At 62.6% G+C, this 17,588-nt stretch carries 17 protein-coding genes; 10 read left to right on the top strand and 7 right to left on the bottom strand.

The window, feature by feature from the left end:
• Positions 1-55: 55 nt before the first annotated feature.
• The 5 genes from ACIOMR_RS11010 to ACIOMR_RS10990 form a co-directional block, all read right to left on the bottom strand.
• Positions 56-754: a fimbria/pilus chaperone family protein gene (locus tag ACIOMR_RS11010; protein ID WP_401194040.1), complete on the bottom strand. Its 699-nt coding sequence runs from the start codon at positions 752-754 to the stop codon at positions 56-58.
• Between the two features lie 28 nt (positions 755-782).
• The gene (locus tag ACIOMR_RS11005; RefSeq protein WP_250884758.1) at positions 783-1,409 is read right to left on the bottom strand and encodes a DUF1120 domain-containing protein; all 627 of its coding nucleotides are present in this window, start codon (positions 1,407-1,409) and stop codon (positions 783-785) included.
• Positions 1,410-1,473: 64 nt separating this feature from the next.
• Positions 1,474-2,103 (bottom strand): DUF1120 domain-containing protein, encoded by a 630-nt coding sequence (locus ACIOMR_RS11000; protein WP_008435636.1) that lies wholly within the window; start codon positions 2,101-2,103, stop codon positions 1,474-1,476.
• 43 nt (positions 2,104-2,146) lie between these two features.
• Positions 2,147-2,764, bottom strand: coding sequence for a DUF1120 domain-containing protein (locus tag ACIOMR_RS10995; RefSeq protein ID WP_168197537.1), 618 nt, complete (start codon positions 2,762-2,764; stop codon positions 2,147-2,149).
• A gap of 44 nt (positions 2,765-2,808) precedes the next feature.
• Entirely contained in the window at positions 2,809-3,438 is a 630-nt protein-coding gene (locus ACIOMR_RS10990) for a DUF1120 domain-containing protein (protein WP_087692818.1), read from the bottom strand.
• 504 nt (positions 3,439-3,942) lie between these two features.
• Here ACIOMR_RS10990 and ACIOMR_RS10985 point away from each other — a divergent pair.
• The 8 genes from ACIOMR_RS10985 to dacB all read left to right on the top strand — a co-directional run bounded on the left by ACIOMR_RS10985 (position 3,943) and on the right by dacB (position 12,496).
• The gene (locus ACIOMR_RS10985) at positions 3,943-4,677 is read left to right on the top strand and encodes a response regulator (RefSeq protein WP_008435633.1); all 735 of its coding nucleotides are present in this window, start codon (positions 3,943-3,945) and stop codon (positions 4,675-4,677) included.
• Positions 4,678-4,877: 200 nt separating this feature from the next.
• The gene (locus tag ACIOMR_RS10980; protein ID WP_003216351.1) at positions 4,878-5,513 is read left to right on the top strand and encodes a response regulator transcription factor; all 636 of its coding nucleotides are present in this window, start codon (positions 4,878-4,880) and stop codon (positions 5,511-5,513) included.
• A 100-nt stretch (positions 5,514-5,613) separates the two neighbouring features.
• A complete protein-coding gene (locus ACIOMR_RS10975) occupies positions 5,614-6,084 on the top strand; it encodes a nuclear transport factor 2 family protein (RefSeq protein WP_401194035.1) in 471 nt (156 codons plus the stop codon).
• Between the two features lie 36 nt (positions 6,085-6,120).
• Complete coding sequence (locus ACIOMR_RS10970; RefSeq protein ID WP_003216354.1) at positions 6,121-6,396, top strand: GIY-YIG nuclease family protein; 276 nt, start codon at positions 6,121-6,123, stop codon at positions 6,394-6,396.
• Between the two features lie 75 nt (positions 6,397-6,471).
• Positions 6,472-7,407 carry a glutathione S-transferase family protein gene (locus tag ACIOMR_RS10965; protein WP_401194032.1) on the top strand — a complete coding sequence of 312 codons (936 nt, stop codon included), beginning with the start codon at positions 6,472-6,474 and terminating at the stop codon, positions 7,405-7,407.
• Between the two features lie 109 nt (positions 7,408-7,516).
• Positions 7,517-9,943 carry a TonB-dependent siderophore receptor gene (locus ACIOMR_RS10960; protein ID WP_401194029.1) on the top strand — a complete coding sequence of 809 codons (2,427 nt, stop codon included), beginning with the start codon at positions 7,517-7,519 and terminating at the stop codon, positions 9,941-9,943.
• The gene (locus tag ACIOMR_RS10955; RefSeq protein ID WP_087692814.1) at positions 9,943-10,977 is read left to right on the top strand and encodes a YncE family protein; all 1,035 of its coding nucleotides are present in this window, start codon (positions 9,943-9,945) and stop codon (positions 10,975-10,977) included. The genes ACIOMR_RS10960 and ACIOMR_RS10955 overlap by 1 nt, the downstream gene beginning before the upstream one ends.
• A gap of 58 nt (positions 10,978-11,035) precedes the next feature.
• Complete coding sequence (gene dacB / locus ACIOMR_RS10950; RefSeq protein ID WP_087692813.1) at positions 11,036-12,496, top strand: D-alanyl-D-alanine carboxypeptidase/D-alanyl-D-alanine-endopeptidase; 1,461 nt, start codon at positions 11,036-11,038, stop codon at positions 12,494-12,496.
• Positions 12,497-12,632: 136 nt separating this feature from the next.
• Here dacB and ACIOMR_RS10945 read toward each other — a convergent pair whose 3' ends face one another.
• Positions 12,633-13,508: a helix-turn-helix domain-containing protein gene (locus tag ACIOMR_RS10945; protein ID WP_008435627.1), complete on the bottom strand. Its 876-nt coding sequence runs from the start codon at positions 13,506-13,508 to the stop codon at positions 12,633-12,635.
• A 137-nt stretch (positions 13,509-13,645) separates the two neighbouring features.
• Between ACIOMR_RS10945 and ACIOMR_RS10940 the strand changes: the two genes are divergently transcribed.
• The gene (locus tag ACIOMR_RS10940; protein WP_102369860.1) at positions 13,646-14,557 is read left to right on the top strand and encodes a DMT family transporter; all 912 of its coding nucleotides are present in this window, start codon (positions 13,646-13,648) and stop codon (positions 14,555-14,557) included.
• 57 nt (positions 14,558-14,614) lie between these two features.
• Here ACIOMR_RS10940 and norR read toward each other — a convergent pair whose 3' ends face one another.
• On the bottom strand, positions 14,615-16,159 hold the full coding sequence (gene norR / locus ACIOMR_RS10935) for a nitric oxide reductase transcriptional regulator NorR (RefSeq protein ID WP_102369859.1): 1,545 nt from the start codon (positions 16,157-16,159) through the stop codon (positions 14,615-14,617).
• A 147-nt stretch (positions 16,160-16,306) separates the two neighbouring features.
• Between norR and hmpA the strand changes: the two genes are divergently transcribed.
• Complete coding sequence (gene hmpA / locus ACIOMR_RS10930) at positions 16,307-17,488, top strand: NO-inducible flavohemoprotein (RefSeq protein ID WP_003216365.1); 1,182 nt, start codon at positions 16,307-16,309, stop codon at positions 17,486-17,488.
• The last annotated feature ends 100 nt before the right edge of the window (positions 17,489-17,588 follow it).

The raw sequence follows: 17,588 nt of genomic DNA, 5'->3' as shown, positions 1-17,588 counted from the left end.
GAAGCCGGCAACGGTTGGCGGGCTTCCCGGTGACAGTCACAGGGCTGTCACTTCGTTATTCAGCGTTTGCGGCGGTTATCGGTGCTTCATAGGCGGCGACGGCAAAGCCGTACACGGTGGCCGGTTGCAGGCGTACGGCCGTGGCGGTGTGGGGCGTGCTGAGCCGCAGGGTTTCGCCGGGCAACACATAAGTGCGCGGCAGCACCAGGCTCTGCTTGCCGGGCAGCAATTGCAGCTCCTGGGCCAGGCGCACCACGTAAGGCGTGGGGTTGGCGACGTTCAGGTGACCGGCGTTCAACGACCAGGTCAGCCCGGTCCAGGGTGTGCGGTTCGGCGCCAGGCCCTTGGGATGAATGATCACCGGCAGGTTCTGGCGCACGGTCACGCCCACCCGCGCATGGCCAGCCTGGGCGACGTCACGGTCCTTGGGCATGCCTTCGAAGATCACCCGCTTCAGGCGTTGGGTTTTCAGGGGCGTGGGGTTGCGCAGGATAAAGCGCACCAGCTGGCTTTTGTCGGCCTCGACTCGGGACAGGGGTGGGGTGACGAACAGCAGCGATTCGGTGTCTTCCGGAATGTCTTCCAGGGTGACGTGCAGCAGGGCCAGTTTGCCGTCGGTGTTGGTCACCGACACCGAAGCTTCGCCGTCGGCCTCGTTGACGATCACCACCGAGGTGTCGGGCATCATGCCGTCGGCAAACGCCTGGGTGCTCAGCAGCCAGCCCAGGGCCAGCAAGGTTGGATAGGTCTTCATGACGCAGTTCCTAAAATGATCACAGGGCTTAGAGGTAACGCAAATCCAGGACCAGTGAGCCATCGAGGGGAACGTCTTGCCTGAGGGTCAGACGGTTCGCCGGGTGGATGGTGGTCTGTGCGCGGATCCGGGTGGTCAGGGTGACGATGGGTTCCGGAAACGGTCGGCCGGGACGGGCAAAGCCCATGAGTGTCTTGGGGTGGATGGCCGGTTGGGGAGCCCAGAGGCCGCCTTCGGGGTTTGACACAAGTGACTGCATGGCCTGGCCGTCTCCTTGCGCCGCTTCGAACGCCAGGTCGACGTAACCCAACTGCTCCGCGGGCGCGATGGGGTTTCTCCCCAGGCCGTAGGTAGTGTCCGGTGCGGCGGACGAATCTTCGCGGCTGTCCAGGCCAATCAGGCCAAACAACAAGGGGCCGCTGCAGTGGATCTCTACCTCCAGCCATTGGGTGGGCAACGGGGTGGGAGCCACCTGGTTGAGGAGATGGGCAGGGATGGTGCCGTGGTCGATGATGCCGCTGCCGGAGAGTGCGATGGTGCAGGAACTGGGGGTGACCAGGCCCGACAGGGTCATCTCGGTGGCGGTGCTGGCAAACACGCTAGAGCCGGTGTTGAGCAATAACAGCGCCGTGCACAGGCGTAGGGTTCTGTTCATCATTCGGTCTTCAATGTGTTCGGTGCAAGTAAGGCGCCTCGCCGCGAACGGCGAGGCCGCGGGTTTACAGGTACTTCACTTCCAGCGTGGCCGAGCCGTCGATCGGGTGTTCATCGCTCAGGTCCAGGCTGTCGGCCCGGGCGATCTGCGCGTACACCACCAGGTCGCTGACGACTTGCTGGATCGGCACCGGCAGCCAGGTGCCCGAGGTTCTATCGCCGAAAGCCGCCAATGCGCTGGGTGGCAGGATCGCGTCCGCCGACTCTGCCCAGGTCGTGCCGTTATCCCCGGATTCCAGCACCGTGACGGCGACAGAGTCTGCGACTGCGTTATTCAGCATCAGGTCGTAGGCCCCCAGCTTCTGGGTACCGTTGATCAACCCCAGGCCGTAGGTGCCGCCGCTGGAGTTGGACCCGGCGCGGTTGTCGGTGCCCTTGACGGCAAACAGGGTGCCGCCGTCGCAGGTGATGGTCAGTTGCAAGGTGGTGCGTGGCAGTTGTTTGGGGGTCGTGAGGTTCAGGTCTTTGGCGGAGATCTTGCCGTAGTCCACCATCCCTCCGCCGGACAGGCCAGGTGTGCAGGCGTTGGGGGTAATCACCCCTTTGACAGTCAGGTCGACGGTGGACGCCGCCAGGGCAGAGGCGCTGGTGCTGAGCAGCAGCGCGGTGGCCAGGGCATTGAGCGTAAGTTTCATGGGGCACACGTTTCCTTTCGAGTGGGGCCGGTTGAATAAAGGGTTACAGGTACTTCAGTTGCACGGTGGCATGGCCGTCCAGCGGCACTTCGTCGAGCACGGTCAGGCGGTCGGTGCCGTCGACCATCGTGTACACGCGCAGGTCGGCACTGAATTGCCGTATCGCAATCGGGGTGTTCGCACCGCCGTTGGTGGCGACCGAGGTCTGGGTGTAGTGGCCCAGGTAAATCGACGGGAGCCAGGTCACCCCGCCATCGGTCGAGTTGATCGTCTTGACCGTGACGCCGTCCGCGACCGGGTTGAGCAGGCCGAATGCGGTGGCGCCAAGTTTTTCGCCACTGTCCGTCAGCCCCAGGCCATGCCAGTAGTCGTTAATTGCCGAAGTGCCGGCGCGGTTATCGATCGTGCTCAGCGCGATGAACGTTGGCGCTTCACACAGGACTTCCATTTGCATGGTCTGCGGCTGCAGTGAGGTCGGGCTGTCGGTGTTGAGTTCCTTGGCCGGCATTTTTCCGTAATCCACCACGCCTCCGCCGGAGAGCATGGGTTCACAGGCATTCGGCGTGATGGTGCCCGTGACGGCGAAGTCGGTACTGCTGGTGGCCAGTACGGTGGGGGCCAGCAGCAACGTGGCGAGAAAGACAGCGGGTGAGGAATTCATCATCGAGCAGCACCTTTTGGTTGCAGGTCAGGGGCGAAGGTGGGTTACAGGTAGAGCACTTCAATGGTGGCCGAGCCGTCGATATTGACTTCGTTGCTCAGGTCCAGGCCGTCGGTGCGGTTGATGTAGCCGCTGTAGGCCACGGGGGTGACCAGTTGCTGGGTGGCACGCGGGGTGCTGGCGTCTGCCAGGGTGGCGACCGAGAGATAGGTGCCGGTTTCAAAGCTGTTCCAACGCTCCCAGGTGACGCCATTGTCGAAAGACCCGATGGCTTGCACGGTTTCGCCGTCGGCCTGGGGCGGGCTACCGTTGGCGCCAAGGGTCAAGCTATAGGAACCCAGCTTTTGCGTGCCGTTGATAAAGCCCAGCCCGAAGCCGCTGCCGCTGCCGGAGCCAATACGGTTGTCGGTCGCCTTGAGGGCGAAGATCACCGGCGCATCGCAGGTCACGGTCATTTGCAGCGTGACTTTCGGCAACAGGGTGATCTGGGTGGCGTTCAAGTCCTTGGCCGACATCTTGCCGTGGTCGATGACCCCGCCACTGGACAGGCTCGGCGTGCAGGCATTCGGGGTGATGATGCCCTTGACTGTCAGGTCCACGGTGCTGGCGGCGAAGGCGGGGGCGGTGCCAGTGATCAGCAGGGCGCTGGCGACGGCGATCAGATGCTTGTTCATGGTTGTATTGTCTCGGTGTTGGATCAACTGACGGGTGCAGCTCACCGCAGCGCAGAAAGAGGCGCGGTTGGGCGTCGGGTCAGTTCGGATAGTTGGCCGCCAGGTGAGTTGGCGGGTTGCCCTCTTGGGGTGGGGCGCAATTTAGCGCCGGGGGGGAGGAGGGGAAATACAAGAATTACGACAATCCGCTATCCCTCTAGCTCGCCTGCGTCAAGTCGGAATAGGTGGGCGGAGCTGTAGGAAAAACTGTCTTTTCGTAGTTCTTGTATCGCAAGAGTGGTATTCATGTGGATAGCTTGATTCGGTAATGGGTGCCAGGCGGATGGGTTAAGGATCACCGTCAAGCGCACCCTCACTAGACGATATGCCAGGGCCGTCTGATGGCCCTGGCAGGTCGGCGCCGATATCGAGGTGGCCATGATGCCAAGCGTGTTTGCTGACGACGCCCCCAGGCAGCAAACGGTGCCATGGCGCAGTCCTCCTGTTCACTGGAAGCACCTGAGCGTGCTGATCGTCGAGGACCATCAGGCCTATCGCGCCTTGATGGGCTGGTTCCTGCAAAAATTCGAAGTCGATCACGAACTGGTGTGCAACGGGCAGGCCGCGTTGACCGCCATCGCCCTGCGGCATTTCGACCTGGTGATCAGCGATTGCCGCATGCCGGTGCTGGATGGCTATAGCATGGCTCGTGAGATCAGGCGGCGAGAGGCCGTACACAGCCGCCCGCGTGTGCCGATCATTGCCTTGACCGCCAAACTCTCTGCGGACGATGCGCGCCGCTGCCTTGAGGCCGGCATGGATGCCTGGCTGCTCAAGCCGCTGACCCTGGAACAATTGCGCGGGGTGCTGGAGCAGTGGCTGCCACAGCCGCCGGGCGCCAGTACGAACCCGCCTGCCACAGCCTGCGCCGCGGCGCACTGGCCGACTCGTGCCGAACTGATCAGGACATTTGGTGATGAACAGGTGGTGAACCAGATGTTGCGCACCCTGGTGCGCGAGGCCGAGGCTGATTACGCCGGCCTGGTACAGGCTTGCCGCATCGTCGACCCGCATGCATTGGTCGACTGCCTGCATCGCCTGGCGGGAAGCCTGGCGTTTTTTGGCGAGACGGAGCTGGATCGCTGTGCGGGGGAGTTGATCGAACAGGTGCGCAAGCACGGGATCCGGTGCAACAGGCGGGCATTGCAGCGGTTCGACCAGGACCTGCTGGTGTATCTGCGCTATTTGACAGATTTATGACATTTTCAGCGATTCTGTAGGGGGTATTACCTCTGTCTGTGGGCTTAGTTTGTAGGTGGTTTCCTTTTTTGTTGTAAGTAAAAAATCACCCGCTTAAGAACACGGGACGCCATTGAAAACCGCTCCCAGGTGGGCGGTTGTTGCCCGGGACGGACAGGGTTATTTTGCGCAAATCAATTTGCCATCACTCATGGATTTCTATGCTTCGCGTAATTATTGCTGACGATCATCCCATTGTTCGGATCGGGCAGAAGGTGGTGATCGAGGCCAACGGCAAGTGCAAGGTGGTCGGTGAGGCCAACGGCCCGGATGAGCTGTTGCGGGTACTGGGCAGCACCCCTTGCGATGTGCTGGTGACGGACTTCGCCATGCCGGGCGGGCAGCAGGCTGACGGCTATGTGTTGTTGGGCTTGTTGCAACGCCAATACCCCGGGGTGCCGGTGATCCTGGTGACGATGTTCGCCAATATCGCCACCCTGCGTGCCTCGTTCGCCGAGGGCGCCCGAGGCATTGTCGCCAAGAGTGCGTCGGCCAAGGAGTTGCCCACGGCCATCAAGGAAGTCTGCGAGGGCAAGACCTTCGTCAGCGAGTCCCTGCGGACCCAGTTGGTGCAGGCCGGCACGGGCGATCAATCACAACCGCCGCAACTGTCGGGCAAGGAACGCGAAGTGGTGCGCATGCTGGCCAGCGGCATGACCGTCAGCCAGATTGCCGCGCGGGTCAACCGCAGCATCTCCACCATCAGCAAACAGAAAAGTACCGCGATGAACCGGCTGTGTATCTCCACCGATGTGGATTTGTTCCACTATGCTCGCAGCAGCGGAATGGTGCCCTGAAGGGACGGGATGAGGTATTCCTGGCGTTGATGCCAGTAGTGTTCCCCGGCCTTGGGGATTATCGTACCGGCCATCCCAACTTCTTTTGCGGAACCTGCCCATGAGAGACGCCCATAACGCCTTGATCACCGAGTTCTACAGTGCCTTCCAGCGCCTGGATGCCGAAGCCATGAGCGCCTGCTACAGCGACGACGTGGTGTTCAGCGACCCGGCATTCGGTGAACTGCGTGGCCGTGATGCCGGCGACATGTGGCGCATGCTGACCACCCGGGCCAAGGACTTTTCCCTGACCTTCGACAGTGTGCGCAGCGATGAAATCACCGGCAGCGCCCACTGGGTGGCGACCTACCTGTTCAGTGCGACGGGCAACACCGTAGTCAACGATATCCGGGCGCGCTTTGTGTTTCGTGACGGCAAGATCTGCGAGCACCACGACCACTTTGACCTGTGGCGCTGGTCGCGGCAGGCGTTGGGCACCAAAGGCCTGTTGCTGGGCTGGACGCCGCTGGTGAAAAACGCCGTGCGGGCCCAGGCGCTGAAAGGGTTGAAGGCGTTCCAGGCCAGTCGTTGATAAGATTGGCGTTCCTTTGGTTTGCCGAATTGATCCGTGACGACTCCTTCTGAAGCCAAACCGTGGTTTGTCTACCTGGTGCGCGCCGCCAATGGCTCGCTCTATTGCGGTATCAGCAATGACCCGGTGCGCCGCTTTGCCATGCACCAGAGTGGCAAGGGCGCACGGTTTTTCCTCTCAAGCCCCGCCGTGGCGCTGGTGTACACCGAGGCATGCATCAGCAAGGCCGAGGCGCTGCGCCAGGAACGGCTGATCAAGAAACTCAAGAAAAGCGCCAAGGAGTGCCTGGCGGCGATCGGCCCATCAGTTTGACTGATAGGTTCCCATGCGCGCCTTTGCCGGGTTTGCAGGCTAAGCTGGACGCTCACTCATTGAGCGGAGCCTGGCATGACTGAGTTGATCCTCCACCACTACCCGCAATCCCCATTTGCCGAAAAAGCCCGCCTGTTGCTGGGCTTCAAGGGCTTGTCCTGGCGTTCGGTGCACATCTCGCCGGTGATGCCCAAGCCTGACTTGACGGCCCTCACCGGTGGTTATCGCAAGACCCCGGTGTTGCAGGTGGGCGCCGATATCTACTGCGACACCGCACTGATCGCCCGCCGCCTGGAGCAGGAAAAGTCCGCGCCGGCGCTGTTTCCCCAAGGCCTGGAACTGGTCAGCCAAAGCTTCGCCGCCTGGGCTGATTCGACGGTGTTCTCCCATGCCGTGAGCCTGGTGTTCCAGCCGGAATCCCTGGCGGTCAAGTTCGCCAAAGTGCCGCCGGAAATGCTCCAGGTGCTGGTGGCCGACCGCAGCAAATTGTTCAGTGGCGGCACGGCCACCCGTGTGCAACTGGATCAGGCCAAGCATCAATGGCCGGTGATCATCGGTCGTATCAATCAGCAGTTGCAGCACCAGCAGGGCGACTTCCTGTTCGGCGAGCCGTCGATTGCCGACTTCGCCCTGGCGCACCCGTTGTGGTTCCTCATGGGATCGTCGGTCACCTCGCCGCTGGTGGAAACCTATCCTGCGGTGGCCGCCTGGCTCGCCCGGGTGTTGGGTTTCGGGCATGGCACGTCGAGCCAGATGAGTGCCGAGCAAGCCCTGGAAGTCGCGCGCAATGCCACGCCGGCCAACCTGCCGGAAGAAATCTTCGAAGACCCGAACGGCTTAAAGCCCGGCCAGCAAGTGACCATCAGCGCCACCGACTACGGCACCGATCCGGTGGCCGGGGAGTTGCTGTTTGCCGGCCGCGAAGAGCTGATTCTGCGGCGCACCGATGAGCGCGCCGGCACCGTGCATGTGCACGTTCCGCGCTTCGGATTTCGGATCCAGCCGGCGTGACTGAAATTATTTTCAAATCGGTGTGAGGTAAACCTGTCGGCCATCCGTGTAGTGCTTGAAACTGCGATTAATTCGCATTAACAGCGTTTTTACACACGGGTTCTCAAGCATGAAGTCCAGGGCAACGTCGGCGGGTTCGGTTAAACATTGGCTGGGAGCCTCGGTATTGGCAGTTTCGGGGCTGGCGCTGTTGCCCTTGGGCGTGGCGCAGGCGGCCGAGGCGCAGCAGCAGAGCACGCTGTTCAACTTTGCCCTGGCCGCCAAGCCGCTGCCCCAGGCCTTGAGCGACTTCACCCGGGTGACCGGCATCAGCGTGGTCTACACCGACGAAGCGCCGTACGCCATCAAGGCCCCGGCCATCACCGGGCAGATGAGTGCGGCCCAGGCCATGCAACGCCTGCTGGGTAATTCCGGCTTCACCTTCCGCCAGATCGACGCCCGCACCCTGGCCCTGGAACCGCTGCCCACCGACGGCGCGCTGAACCTCGGCGCCACCACCATCAACGGTGCCGCCCTGGCCTCGGATACCACCAGCTATCAACCGCCGCCTACCAGTTCGGTGATGCGTTCCCACGGCCTGCTGCTGGAAACCCCACAGACTGTCAACGTTGTACCGGCCCAGGTGATGCGCGATCAACAGCCGCGCAATCTCGACGATGCCCTGACCAACATCAGTGGCATCACCCAGGCCAACACCTTGGGCAGCACCCAGGACGCGGTGATGCTGCGGGGTTTTGGTGACAACCGAAACGGTTCGATCATGCAGGACGGCATGCCGCTGGTGCAGGGCCGCGCGCTGAACTCCACCGCCGAGCGCGTCGAAGTGCTCAAGGGCCCGTCGTCGTTGCTGTATGGCATCCAGGATCCGGGCGGCGTGGTCAATATCGTCAGCAAGAAACCCGAGCTGATCCAATCCACCTCGCTGACCGTGCGCGGCTCAACCTTTGGCGACGGCAAGAACGGCAGCGGCGGCAACCTCGACACCACAGGGCCCATCGGTGACAGCGGGTTGGCGTACCGCTTGATCGTCGATCACGAAGACGAAGATTACTGGCGCAACTACGGCACTCACCGCGAGAGCCTGATCGCACCGTCGCTGGCCTGGTACGGCGACACCACCAAGCTGTTGTTTGCCTATGAGCACCGGGAGTTTCTCTCGCCGTTCGACCGGGGCACCGCCATCGACCCCAAGACCAACCACCCGCTCAACATCCCGTCGACTCGCCGCCTGGACGAGCCCTTCAACAACATGGAAGGCCGCTCCGACCTGTACCGCTTCGAGGCCGACCACGATTTGAATGACGACTGGAAAGCCCACTTCGGCTACAGCTGGAACCGCGAGACCTACGACGCCAGCCAGGTGCGTGTGGTCAAGGTCAACGCCAATGGCACCCTGACCCGCAGCATGGACGGCACCCAGGGCGCACTGACCACCGACCGCTTCGCCACCGCCAGCCTTGAAGGCAAGGTCAACGTCGCAGGCATGCAGCACGACCTGACCTTCGGCCTGGATGACGAATACCGCAAGATCTACCGGGCCGACCTGATCCGCCAGGCGCCCCGTGGCACGTTCAACTACAACGACCCGGTCTATGGCAATGAAGTGGCGGGCACCACCGTCAGCGCGCCGGACAGCAACCAGATGGACCTGCTGCGCAGCGACTCGCTGTTCCTGCAGGATGCGATCCACCTCACTGACCAGTGGATCCTGGTGGGTGGCGCGCGTTATCAGATGTACGACCAATACGCTGGCAAGGGTGTCCCGTTCACCGCCAACACCGACGGCAATGGCCAGAAGTGGGTGCCACGCGCGGGCCTGGTGTACCGCTACACCGACGAGCTGTCGTTCTATGGCAGCTACACAGAGTCGTTCAAGCCCAACTCCACCATCGCACCGCTGGATAACAAAACGGTGCTGGATGGCAGCCTTGAACCGGAACAGTCGAAGTCCTGGGAGTTGGGTACCAAACTCGACATTCCGGGTCGTATCACTGCCAGCGCCGCTCTGTTCAACATCGAGAAGCGCAATGTATTGGTCGAGGTGGGCGACGGCCCGACCGCGATCTATAGCGTAGCCGGCAAGGTCCGCTCCCGCGGCCTTGAACTGGACGCCAGCGGTCAACTGACGGATAAATGGAGCGTAATCGGCAGCTACGCCTACACCGATGCTGTTGTCACCGAAGACCCGGACCTTAAGGGCAACCGCCTGCAAAACGTCGCGAAGAACACCGGCTCGCTGTCAGCGGTGTATGACTTCGGCAGCATCCTTGGCGGTGACCAACTGCGGGTGGGCGCCGGTGCACGTTATGTGGGGGAGCGAGCGGGTAATGCCGCCAACGATTTCGACCTGCCGAGCTACACCGTGGCCGATGCGTTCGCCACCTATGACACTAAAATCGAGGGGCAGAAGGTCAAGTTCCAGCTCAACGTGAAGAACCTGTTTGACCGTACCTATTACACCTCGGCCGTGAACACGCAGTTCGTGTCCATCGGCGATGCGCGGCAGGTGTCCGTCTCCAGCACCCTGGAGTTCTGATGAAACACTGGTTACTGGCAGCACTGTTGATCAGCGGCGCAGCATCGGCTGATGACTCGACCTACCATCGCGAACACCGGGTGACATTGCCCGGCTCCGGCCACAGTTGGGGCTTTGTCGGGCTGGACCCGACCCGGCCGTATCTGTTCCTGGCTCGCCGGGAAAACGGCCTGAGCGTGTTTGATGTGAAACAGCAGCGCCTGGTCGAGACGGTGGCGCAGTCCGAAGGCGCCAACGGCGTGGTGTTCGTGCCTGAGGTAGACCGCGTATTCGTGCTCAACACCGACGGCAGTCTGAGTGTGGTGGAGTTATCCACACTCACATTCCTGAAGCGCATCCCGGTGGCGCAAAGCAACCTCAACAGCGCGGTGTACGAGCCATCGACGGGCAAGGTGATTATTGTCAGTGGGCGTCGGGCGGATCGTTCGACGCTGTTTGAATTCGACCCGAAACAGGAACGAATCACCGGCGCCCATGAACTGGCGGTGAAGAAAATCGACCCGCTGCTGATCAAGGGCGACGGCAGCTTCTTCCTGCCGATGCGCGATGAAGGCAAGGTCACCCGCTATTCGGCGAGCACCTTTGCGTTGCTCGACACCTGGCAGTTTGCCGGTTGCCCCAAGCCCAGCGCATTGGCCCAGGACGTGGCGCGCCAGCGACTGTTTGTGGCGTGTCGCGGTGAAGTGCCGGTGTTGATCGTTGCCGACCGGAAAACCGGTGAAGTCAAGGCGAAGCTGCCGATCACCCGCGACGTCAACGCCCTGGCCTACGACGAGCAACACCGGCGCTTGCTGATCCCCAGTGGCGTCGATGCCAACCTGACGCTGGTGGATCAAACGGATGCCGACCACTACGCCGTACGCGCCAGCGTCAGCACCTTGCCGATGGCCTACAACATGGCGTTCGACCCGGCGAGCCAGCGGGTATTCCTGCCGGCCATGGACTTTACCCAGCCGGCGCCGAGCAAGGCCGAGCCCAAGCCGGACCCGCTGTTTCATGCCAATACGTTTTCCGTCACGACCTACGGGCCTTGATTGACCGGGAGGAATTCCACAAGCTGCGCACTCTCGAAATTCAAGGACTACCAGGTTTATGCGGTTGGGACGATGGACACACGCCGGCGGGCTGCTGCTGGGCTTGAGCTTGTTGCTGGGCGGTTGCGCCACGGCGCCGAAAACTTCCACCAGTGCCAGCCTCGACCAGTTGCTGGCCGACCCGGCACTGCACGGCGCCAGCGTATCGCTGATGGTGCGTGATGCCCGCAGCGGCAACACGCTCTACCAGCACAACCCACGCACACGGCTGAGCCCGGCTTCGAGCCTCAAGCTGTTGACCACTGCGGCGGCGATGGATGTGCTGGGGTCGCAGTATCGGTTTTCCACGCAACTGTTGAGCGACGGCATCCGCCAGGGCGCGGTGCTTGACGGCAACCTCTACCTGCGCGGCCTGGGCGACCCGACGATCCAGTGGGCGGATTACCAGGCGCTGGCGGCCAACCTGGCGCAGCAGGGCATCCGGCAGGTGCGGGGCGACCTGGTGTTCGACGACACGTTCTTCGACGCCGAGCGCCTGGGCACCGACTGGTCCCAGGACGATGAAAGCACCTACTACGGCGCGCAGATTTCGGCGCTGACGGTGTCGCCCAATGACGACTTTGATGCGGGCTCCCTGCTGGTCACGGCCAGGGCGCCGGTCGTGGCAGGGCGCCCGGTGACGGTGGAGATCAGCCCGGCTACCGATTACGTGCAGCTCAGCAACCGTGCGGTCAGCGGCGCAGGCAACAGCTATGGAATCAATCGCCAGCACGGCACCAACCTGTTGCGCCTCAGTGGCGCGTTGGCGCCGGGCAGGCAGAGCCCGCAACTGGTCAGTGTGTGGGAGCCGACGCAACTGGTGGCCAACCTGTTTGAACAGGCCTTGGCGCAGCAGGGGATTGTCGTGCAGGGGCGTCGGATGATCGGGGGTGTGACGCCGACCACGGCGACGGTGCTCGCGCTGCATGAGTCGGCGCCGTTGCAGGAACTGATCACGCCGTTGCTCAAGCTTTCCAATAACAACATGTCTGAAGCCTTGCTCAAGAGCATGGGGCGCAAGACCGTGAATGCCGGTACGGCGCCTGCCGGTGTGGCGGCGGTGGCCGGGTTCCTGAAACGTCAGGGGATTGATACGGCGACGTTGAACCAGGTGGACGGTTCGGGGTTGTCCCGGCGTAACCTGGTGTCGTCGCAGAACCTCACGGATGTGCTGCTGGCCGCCAGCAAACAGCCCTGGTTCAGCGCCTGGTACAACGCGTTGCCGGTTGCCGGTAATCCGCAGCGACTGGTGGGCGGCAGCCTGCGTTACCGCCTGCGGGGCACCGCTGCGGAAAACAACCTGCACGGCAAGACCGGCTCCATGAGCGGTGTGTCGTCGTTGACCGGGTATGTCACCGATGCCAATGGGCGCAAGCTGGTGTTTTCGATGGTAACCAACAATTACGTGGTCGCAGGTGCGCGGGTCAAGGCGCTGGAAAACCGCCTGGCCACGGCACTGGCCAACAGCACGGACTATTGAGCACTGAAGTTCCAAAGGTGGGAGCGGGCTTGCTCGCGAATGCGGTGTGACAGTCAACACATGTACTGATTGATCCAGCGCTTTCGCGAGCAAGCCCGCTCCCACATTGGATCTGTGCCGTCAGGCAGATTGCATTTCAAGGCAGGAACGCCTGCCGGTATTCACCAGGGGTGGCGCCCATCGCCTGGCGGAACCGGTTGGTAAAGTGGCTCGCGCTGGAAAACCCGCACGCCAGGGCAATCTCGCCCAGCGGCAACGACCCACCCCGCAACAACTCCCGGGCGCGGGCCAGGCGCCGCGCCAGCAGATATTGATGGGGCGGCAGTCCAAAACTCTCGCGAAACATCCGCGCAAAGTGGTACTCCGACAACGCACACAAGCCTGCCAACTGCCCCAGGCTGATCGGCTCCGCCAGTTGCTGGTCGATGTGCTCCACCAGTTGCCGGCGCTGGTGGGCGGCCAGCCCGCCTTTCAAACGCAAACCCTCGCGCATCCCCACCTGACTGAGCAAGGTATGGCTGAGCATTTCATGGGCCAGGCTGCTGGTCAGCAGGCGTTCGCCGGGCTCTTTCCAGTTCAGGCCGATCAACTGGTGAAAACGCCGGGCCTGCCGCGCATCGTCGAGGAAGGTGCTCTCGCGCAGTTGCAACTCGCGGGGTTCGCGGTCTAGCAAGGTGACGCAGCCCAAGGCGAATTGCTCGGGGCTGAAATACACGTGGGCCAGGCGGATTTCGCCGTTGATCACCCAGGCCGACTGATGCTCGGCCGGCAAGATGCACAGCTTGTCCGGGCCGCCCTTGGTGCCGGGCTGGTCGCGGCGAAAGGTGCCGGTGCCGCCGCCGATGTAGCAGGACAAGGTGTGGTGGTCTGGGGCTTCGTAATCCTGGGCGTCGTGATGGTTGCTCCACAAGGCTGCAGACAAGCCGTCACCGAGCTCGGCGCACAGCTCGAGGCGAGCATTGGGCGAGCGGTTGAGGGATTGAAAGACTTGCAGGGTTTCCAGTGGCGGCATATTCGTACTCTCTGACGGCTTGCATCCTACTCCCCGCGGCGGCGGCTGTGATCCCGGCAGCCGACAAAAGCGCAAGAATGTGCAAGAGACCTGGTGCCGCCAGGGGCGAAACTGTGGCTCAACCCTCGGAGCCCGCCATGAACCTTTTCCTGTATTTACTCACCGTATTGATCTGGGGCACCACCTGGATTGCCCTCAAGTGGCAACTGGGCGTGGTGGCGATTCCGGTGTCCATCGTCTATCGCTTTGGCCTCGCGGCGCTGGTGCTGTTCGTGATGCTGCTGCTCAGCCGCAAGCTGCAGGTGATGAACCGGCGCGGGCATCTGATCTGCCTGGCCCAGGGCCTGTGCCTGTTTTGCGTCAACTTCATGTGCTTCCTGACCGCCAGCCAGTGGATTCCCAGCGGCCTGGTGGCGGTGGTGTTCTCGACGGCCACCTTGTGGAACGCGCTGAACGCCCGGGTGTTCTTCGGGCAGAAGGTCGCACGCAATGTGTTGATGGGCGGCGGCCTTGGCTTGCTGGGCCTGGGGCTGTTGTTCTGGCCGGAACTGGTGGGGCACACCGCCAGCCCGCAAACCTTGCTCGGCCTGGGTTTGGCATTGCTCGGCACCATGTGTTTCTCGGCGGGCAATATGCTGTCGAGCCTGCAGCAGAAGGCGGGCCTCAAGCCACTGACCACCAATGCCTGGGGCATGGCCTATGGTGCGTCGATGCTGGCGATGTACTGCGCGGTGCAGGGCATTCCGTTCGACATGGAATGGAACAGCCGGTACATCGGTTCGCTGCTGTACCTGGTGATCCCGGGTTCGGTGATTGGCTTTACCGCCTACCTGACCCTGGTCGGGCGCATGGGGCCGGAGCGGGCGGCGTATTGCACCGTGCTGTTCCCGGTGGTGGCGTTGAACGTCTCGGCGTTTGCCGAGGGCTATCAGTGGACGCCGCCGGCGTTGGCGGGGTTGGTGCTGGTGATGCTGGGGAATGTGTTGGTGTTTCGCAAGCCCAAGGCTGGCGCGCCGATCAATCCAATCTACAAGGCGAAGCAGGTTTAGTGTGGGGGGCTCGACAGCTCCCACATTTGATCTCCTTTACCTGAGAATCACCGTTCATTACTTCAGGCCCAGGCGCTTGGCCATTCGTCCCAGGTTGGCCCGGTCCAGGCCCAGCTCACGGGCGGCACTGGCCCAGTTGTACTGGTGGCGTTCCAGGCAGGCGCTGATGACCTGGCGCTGGTAGTTCTCGGTGGCCAGGCGCAGGTCGCCGGTGACGTCCGGCACGGGGTCGGGCTGCGCTTCGAGCGGTGGCGCGGTGGCGTTCGGCAAGTCCAGATCCGCCGCGCTGAGGCTGAGAATCTTCGGGCGCTCCCGGCAGTTACCCAGGGCTTTCAAGGCGCTGCGGCCGATCAAGTGTTCCAGTTCGCGCACATTCCCAGGCCAGGTATAAGCCAGCAGTGCCGCCTGGGCATCGCTGGTCAGGCGCAGGCTGCCCAGGCCCATGCGTGAGCGGTTTTGTTCAAGGAAAAAGCCCGCCAGCAACAGCACATCGCGACCGCGCTCACGCAGGGCTGGCACTTGCAGGGGATACACGCTTAAACGGTGATAGAAGTCGGCACGATAGCGGCCGCTGCGTACTTCTTCGGCCAGATCCCGGTTAGTGGCAGCGATCAGGCGCACATCCACCTGGTGCTCCTTGTCAGACCCCAGGCGCTGCAACTGGCCACTTTGCAGCACCCGCAGCAGCTTGGCCTGCACGGTGAGGGACAACTCGCCCACTTCATCAAGAAACAGCGTGCCGCCATTCGCCAGCTCGAACTTGCCCCGGCGTTCGTTGAGCGCGCCGGTAAACGCCCCGCGCACGTGGCCGAACAGTTCGCTTTCCACCAGGGTTTCCGGCAGGGCGGCGCAGTTGAGGCTGATCAGCGGTTTCTCGGCGCGGTTTGATGCAGCATGGATCGCCTGGGCCACCAGCTCCTTGCCCACGCCGGTCTCGCCGGTGATCAATACCGTCAGGTCACTGCCACCCACCAGGTTGATTTCTTCCACCAGGCGTTTGTGGCTCTTGCTCTGGCCGATCATTTCCTTGTGCTGCTGGCCGCTGGCCTGGCGGTAGATTTCGGCGCGCTGGTGTTCGTCTTCGGCACGCAGGGCCAGGCGTTCAATGCGTTCAGCGACATTGACGGTGGCGGCGGCGAGACTGGCGAAGGCTTGCAGGGCGTCCAGTTCCACCCGTTCGAAGCGCTCGGTATCCAGGGCGTCGAGGGTCAGCAGGCCCCAGGGCCGGTCGTCGACAAACAGCGGGCAGCCCATGCAGTCGTGGACTTCCAGATGCCCGTGCAGGCCATCCACCAGGCCGTCATAGGGGTCGGGCAGTTCGCTGTCGCTGTCAAAGCGGGTAGGGCCGGGGCTGCTGAGCAGCACGGCGAAACGCGGATGTTCGCTGACCTTGAAGCGCCGGCCGAGGGTGTCGGTGCTCAAGCCATCCACCGCCAGCGGCACCAGCCATTCGCCGTCGAGGCGCAGCAGGGCGGCCGCGTCGCAGGGTAGCAGGGCGCGCATGGCCTGGAGCAGGCGCCGGTAACGCTCGCCTTCGGGCAACTCGCGGGACAGGTCGGCGACCAGGGGCAGCAGGGTGGTGAGCAGCGGCTTCGCAGTCATAATGACTCCTTGTAGTCATAGTGACTATATAGTGTGGGGAGTCATACTGACTACATTAATGTTAAGTATATGATTTATATGGTTTTATTTGTTGGCACGAATACTGAGTAGTAAAGGGTATTCAGTAAGAAGACTCAGGAGTCTGCCATGCTTAGTGCCCAAGACCGTGCCATCGTCAAATCCACCGTGCCCCTGCTGGAAAGTGGCGGCGAAGCCTTGATCACCCATTTCTACCGGATGATGCTGTCCGAATACCCAGAAGTACGCCCGCTGTTCAACCAGGCCCACCAGGCCAGCGGCGACCAGCCCCGGGCCTTGGCCAACGGCGTGCTGATGTACGCCCGGCATATCGACCAACTCGACCAGTTGGGCGATCTGGTGGCAAAGATCATCAACAAGCACGTGGCCCTGCAGATCCTGCCGGAGCATTACCCGATTGTCGGTACCTGCCTGCTGCGGGCAATTTCCGAAGTGCTGGGCAGCGAAATCGCCACCCCTGAAGTGATGAGTGCCTGGGGCGCCGCCTATGGCCAATTGGCCGACATCCTGATCGGTGCCGAGGCGGCTATCTATAAAGAGAAGGAACAAGCACCGGGCGGCTGGCGTGGCGCGCGGCCGTTCACCTTGGTCAAGCGTGTGGAGGAGAGCGCGGAAATTATCTCGTTTTACTTCGCGCCTGTGGATAACGGCCCGATCCTGGCCGCCGAGCCTGGGCAGTACATCGGCATGAAGCTGGTGCTGGAGGGCGAGGAAGTGCGCCGCAACTATTCCCTGTCGGCGCGTGGCGATTCGGGCCAGTACCGCATCAGCGTCAAGCGCGAAGCCGGTGGGCGGGTGTCGAACTACCTGCATGACCAGTTCCATGTGGGTGCGACCATCGATCTGTTCCCGCCTTCGGGGGAGTTCACCCTGGCGGCCAGCGACAAGCCATTGGTGCTGATCAGCGGCGGCGTGGGCATCACGCCAACATTGCCGATGCTCGAAGCGGCGCTGGCCACCGAGCGTCCGGTTCACTTTATCCACTGCGCGCGTAATGGCGGCGTGCATGCGTTCCGTGAGTGGGTGGATGGCCTGGCCGCGCAGCATCCGCAACTCAAGCGCTTCTATTGCTACGCCGAGGATGATGGCGTGAGCCCGGCGGCGGACAAGGTCGGGATGCTGAGCCAGGAGCAACTGGCGGCGTGGCTGCCGCAGGAGCGCGATGTGGATGCGTACTTCCTGGGGCCTAAAGGCTTCATGGCGGCGATCAAGCGTCACTTGAAGGCCCTGGGTGTGCCGGAAGCGCAGAGCCGGTATGAGTTCTTTGGGCCGGCGTCGGCTCTGGAATAACTTACTCGGTCAAAAATGTGGGAGCGGGGGGGGGGGGGGGGGGGGGGGGGGGGGGGGGGGTGGAGGGGGTTGTTGTTAGATACGAGGGGGGGCAAGGCGC

The organism is Pseudomonas sp. NPDC087814, assembly GCF_044742865.1.
Taxonomy (GTDB): Bacteria; Pseudomonadota; Gammaproteobacteria; order Pseudomonadales; family Pseudomonadaceae; genus Aquipseudomonas.
Note: the sequence above shows the minus strand (reverse complement) of the source record. Positions and strands in the feature narration are given on the sequence as shown.